Annotated in this window: 5 protein-coding genes; all 5 read left to right on the forward strand. The window is 64.8% G+C overall.

The features are described 5' to 3' along the window. On the forward strand, nt 1-689 hold a 689-nt coding region (locus EOA27_RS23260), incomplete at its 5' end, for an acyl-CoA dehydrogenase family protein (protein WP_281059472.1). 5 nt (nt 690-694) lie between these two features. Continuing rightward, nucleotides 695-1,732 carry a zinc-binding dehydrogenase gene (locus EOA27_RS23265; protein WP_126081423.1) on the forward strand — a complete coding sequence of 346 codons (1,038 nt, stop codon included), beginning with the start codon at nt 695-697 and terminating at the stop codon, nt 1,730-1,732. A gap of 375 nt (nt 1,733-2,107) precedes the next feature. After that, the gene (locus EOA27_RS23270; RefSeq protein ID WP_245491144.1) at nt 2,108-3,094 is read left to right on the forward strand and encodes a glycosyltransferase 87 family protein; all 987 of its coding nucleotides are present in this window, start codon (nt 2,108-2,110) and stop codon (nt 3,092-3,094) included. Beyond that, a complete protein-coding gene (locus EOA27_RS23275; protein WP_126081425.1) occupies nt 3,087-4,055 on the forward strand; it encodes a glycosyltransferase family 2 protein in 969 nt (322 codons plus the stop codon). The genes EOA27_RS23270 and EOA27_RS23275 overlap by 8 nt, the downstream gene beginning before the upstream one ends. Next, nucleotides 4,052-4,649 (forward strand): ChbG/HpnK family deacetylase (locus EOA27_RS23280; RefSeq protein WP_127257307.1); only part of this gene is annotated, 598 nt, incomplete at its 3' end. The genes EOA27_RS23275 and EOA27_RS23280, both read left to right, overlap by 4 nt.

A 4,649-nucleotide genomic window follows, 5' to 3' on the forward strand; every position in this document is an offset into this window, starting at 1 on the left:
CCATCTATATCGTCATGGTCAGGACCGGATCGGACGAGGAGCCGCAGCATCGCCGGCATTCGATGATCCTGGTGCCTTCCGACAGCAAGGGCGTCACCAAATTGCGGCCGATGCAGGTCTATGGCGACGATGACGCCCCGCACGGCCATATGCATCTGAGATTCGAGAATGTGCGAGTGCCGGCGGCGAACCTCATCCTCGGCGAGGGCAGGGGCTTCGAGATCGCGCAGGGGCGGCTGGGGCCGGGCCGCATCCATCATTGCATGCGCGCCATCGGCCAGGCCGAGATGGCGCTGGAGATGCTGTGCCAGCGCTCGGTGCGGCGCGAGGCCTTCGGCCAGTCGCTGGCCAAGCTCGGCGCCAATTTCGACATCATCGCCGAATGCCGCATGGAGATTGAGATGGCGCGGCTCTTGTGCCTGAAGGCGGCGTGGATGATCGACCAGGGAGACGCGCGCGCGGCCGCCCCCTGGATCAGCCAGATCAAGGTGGTGGCGCCCCGCGTCGCGCTGAAGGTCACCGACGAGGCGGTGCAGATGTTCGGCGCGCAAGGCATCAGCCAGGACACGCCGCTCGCCCGCTCGTGGACGCATCTGCGGACGCTGCGGCTGGCGGACGGGCCGGACGCCGTGCACCGGCGCCAGGTGGCGCGCACGGAACTGAAGAAATACACGCAGGAAAAGGTCTGACAGCCATGACGCTTCCATCGCAAATGCGAGGTCTGCTGCTTGTCGGCGACGGTTACACCAGAACGCCTTCGGCGGCCGCGCTGGAAGCGATGGAGCCTTACCTTGAGCCCGGCAGCATAGCCGTGCCGGAGCCGGGGCCGACACAGGCGCTGATCAAGGTCAGCCTCGCCTCGATCAACCCCTCCGACATTGCCTTCATCAAGGGCCAGTACGGCCAGCCGCGGGTCAAGGGCCGTCCGGCAGGTTTCGAGGGCGTCGGCATGGTCGTCGCCACCGGCGACGTCCCGTACGCAAAAAGCCTGACGGGCAAGCGGGTCGCCTTCGCCACTGGCGTGTCGAACTGGGGGGCGTGGGCGGAGTATGCGGTTGCCGAGGCCGCGTCCTGCATCCCGCTCATCGACACGGTGCGCGACGAGGATGGCGCCGCGATGATCGTCAATCCGCTGACCGCCTTGGCCATGTTCGACATCGTCAGGGAGGAGGGCGAAAAGGCCTTCGTCATGACCGCAGGCGCCAGCCAGCTCTGCAAGCTGATCATCGGGCTGGCGAAAGAGGCGGGTTTCCGGCCGATCGTCACCGTGCGCCGTGACGAGCAGATCCAACTGCTGAAGGACCTCGGCGCCGCCCATGTGCTCAATGAGAAGGCGGCGGATTTCGAGGCCGTGCTGCGCGAAACCATGAAGGCCGAGCAGCCGCGCATCTTCCTCGACGCGGTCACCGGCCCGCTGGCTTCAACTATCTTCAGTGCCATGCCGAAGCGGGCACGCTGGATCGTCTATGGCCGGCTCGACGCCGAGCCGACGGTAATCCGCGAGCCGGGGCAACTGATCTTCCAGCACAAACGCGTCGAGGGTTTCTGGCTGGCTGAATGGATGCGCCAGTTCCGCGACAGGCTGGGGCCGGCGGTGCTGGAGGCGGAGAAGCGCTTTTCCGACGGACGCTGGTCGACCGACGTCACGGCGGTCGTGCCGCTGGACGAGGCGATGGCACGGCTGCCGGCGGAGCTCGCAAAGCCCAACGGAAAGGTGTTCATCAGGCCCTAAACTGCTGGGCGCCGATTTGAACACAAAGCTGTGATCGGCAAGGGAGCGGCCGAAAAACGCCGTTGTCTCGCCTTCCGTTGCCACGCGCTGGCAACGGTCACGCTCGGATGTTCTATTTCATTTCGATGTGATATCTGGCCGGCGCTTGAGGCCAAACGGCGATGGGAAAGCCGTTCTGGTCGGAATGCGGGGTGCGCTATGATGGTAACCAAGCCGGTTTTCGACCGTTTGGGGTTTTGGCTTTGGGTCGGGTCGTTTCTGATTGTGCTTAGCCTGGCGCTGTGGTCGCCCGACGCGCGTTCGGTGGTCCATATCTATAGACATGGCAGCGAAGCTTTTCTCGGCGGAGAACCGCTGTATCAGGTCGAAGTCGCCATGGGGTACCTATATGCTCCCGCCTTCGCTGTCCTCTATGTTCCGCTGCTGAAGCTCGGGCCGTATCTGGGCAATGTTTTGTGGCACATGCTGGGCTTCGGGGTGCTTACCTTTGCCGCGATGCGCCAGGTCCGTAAGGTGGGCGGCGAGGAGCAGACATGGCTCCTGTCTTTCGGTCTCTTCCTCGCCCTGCCGGTTTCGCTGGCAGCGCTTCGCAACGGCCAGGCGACGATCCTGCTTACCGGGGCGTGCTGGTTTCTGACGCTGTCGGCACTCGAGGGGCGCCGCGCCGAATGCTTCTTCTGGGCCATGCTTGCGATCATCGCCAAGCCGACCGCGATCATCATGCTGCTGCTGGCGGGAGCGCTGCGCCCCAGATTGATACCGGCGCTGGTGCTGGCGGTCCTCGTCGTGCTCGCCATCCCCTATGGCTTTGCATCGACGGACTATATCAACGCGCAATATCACGATTTCTTCCGGCTGCTGACTTCGATGACGGTCGATCCAACCGGCCCCTTCGTTCCGGCCGACTTCACGGCGCCGTTCACGCGGTTTGGGATGCCGATCCCTGAATCCGTGGCGACGATCCTGCGCGTCGTCGCCGGTTTGCTCACACTTTGGCTGGTGCTCCAGTTCGATAGGCTGGACTCCAACCTCGGCGGACTCGCCATCTTCCGCGCCGCGGCATTCTACATGTGCGTCTTCAATCCGCGTGTCGAGCAGAACACCTATGCCATGGTGGCAGTGCCCGCGGGTCTCTCCATCGCCTTGCTTTGGCGGGAAAAGGGAGCCGGTGCCGTGCGCTGGTTCCTGGCAACGCTCCTCTTCGTCACCGGACTGACCAGTGTCGATCTGCGACTGCACGACCTTTTCCATCTGTGGTTCCGACCGCTCAGCGTCAGCATAATTGCCTGCGTGCTCATCGGCTGGCTCTGGACGCGAGGCAGACAGAAGGCGCCAGCCGCGGGAGCCGTCGCCCGTGGCTGAGAGGCTCGACGTCATCGCGCCGTTCTTCAACGAGGCCGAATCCGCGATTGCCTTCGTCGGGCTGCTCGACAGGCTCGAGGCTGCCGTGGTGGAGCGCTTCGGCCTGACGGTGCGCAAGATCCTCGTCGATGACGGCAGCCACGACGGCAGCGCCGAGACTTTCGCGGCGGCCCTGTCAGGTTCCTGGGAGATCGTGCGGCTCAGCCGCAATTTCGGCAAGGAAGCCGCGGTGCTCGCCGGGCTCGACCATTCCCGCGGCGACCTGGTCCTGATCATGGACTCCGACCTCCAGCATTCCATGGACATCAGCCTGAAGATGATCGGCGAGCTGGTCGACGATCCGGAGATCGATGTCGTTTATGCGCAGAACGATCGGCGGGAGGGCAGTTGGCGGCGCAGCCAGCTGGCGCGGCTTTTCTACAAGCTGATCAACAGCAGCCAGCGCTTCGATATCCCCGAAAATGCCGGGGACTTCCGCGTCATGCGCGGCGCCGTGGCGCGCGCCCTGACCAGCGTGCGCGACAAGCGTCGCTTCAACAAAGGCCTGTTCGCCTGGGCGGGCTTTCGCCAGAAGGCGGTGCTTTATTCGCCGGAAAGCCGCGCCAGCGGCACGTCGAAATGGAGCCGGTTCAACCTGATCGCGTTCTCGCTCGAAGGGTTCACCTCGTTTTCCGTGATCCCGCTGCGCATCATCAGCCTCATCGGATTGCTGGCGGCATTTGCCGGTCTCGCCTATGGCGTGAAAGTGGTCTTCGAGGTGCTGTTCTATGGCATCGCCGTGCCCGGCTATCCAAGCATCATGGTCGCCGTCGTGTTGCTGGGCGGCCTCAACCTGGCGCTGCTCGGCCTGATCGGCGAATATGTCTGGGTCACGCTCAGTGAAAGCAAGGACCGGCCCGTCTACATCGTGCGCGACGTGCTGCATGGCAATGCCGCCGAGCAGGTTGCTCCCGACAGATGACCAGGTCGATCCGCCTGATCGCCGACGATTATGGGCTGGCGCCGGGAGTCTCGAGCGCGATCCTCGACCTGATCGAGCGCGGCCGCCTGACCGGAACCGGATGCATGACCGGTTTTCCCGAATGGGAAGAGGCGGCGGCGCGCATCAGGCCGTTCCGCCGTCGGGCTGCCGTCGGGCTGCATCTGACCCTCACCGATCAGGCCGCCGCGACCAGTTCGTCGAGCCTGGCGCCGGAAGGCAGGCTGCCGGGGCTCGCCTCCCTCGCGCTGCCGGTGCGGCGCGGGCGTATCGACGAGCCGGACGTTCATGCCGAGCTCGACGCCCAGTACGACCGCTTCGTCGAAGCGCTGGAAGGCCCGCCCGACTATATCGACGGACACCAGCATGTGCATTTTCTTCCCGTGGTACGGAATTGGCTGCTCGCGCGGTTCGGGGCAAGCGCGGGCAAACCGGCGCTGCGAGGGGCGCCGGGACTTCCGGGCATGGATGCTGCGGCGGCGAAGGTCGCGGCGGTCGCCGCTCTGGCCGCAGGGTTCAACGGAGCGATGCGCCGGGCCGGCTTTAGCGTCTTGACGCCGCTTTCCGGGATCTATG

The sequence above is a fragment of the Mesorhizobium sp. M2A.F.Ca.ET.037.01.1.1 genome, from assembly GCF_003998075.1.
Classification (GTDB): domain Bacteria; phylum Pseudomonadota; class Alphaproteobacteria; order Rhizobiales; family Rhizobiaceae; genus Mesorhizobium.

Excerpts from the sequence above, each read along its gene's own strand:
- EOA27_RS23265 (WP_126081423.1), top strand. The coding sequence starts at position 695 with ATGACGCTTCCATCGCAAATGCGAGGTCTGCTGCTTGTCGGCGACGGT.
- EOA27_RS23270 (WP_245491144.1), top strand. The coding sequence starts at position 2,108 with ATGGGGTACCTATATGCTCCCGCCTTCGCTGTCCTCTATGTTCCGCTG.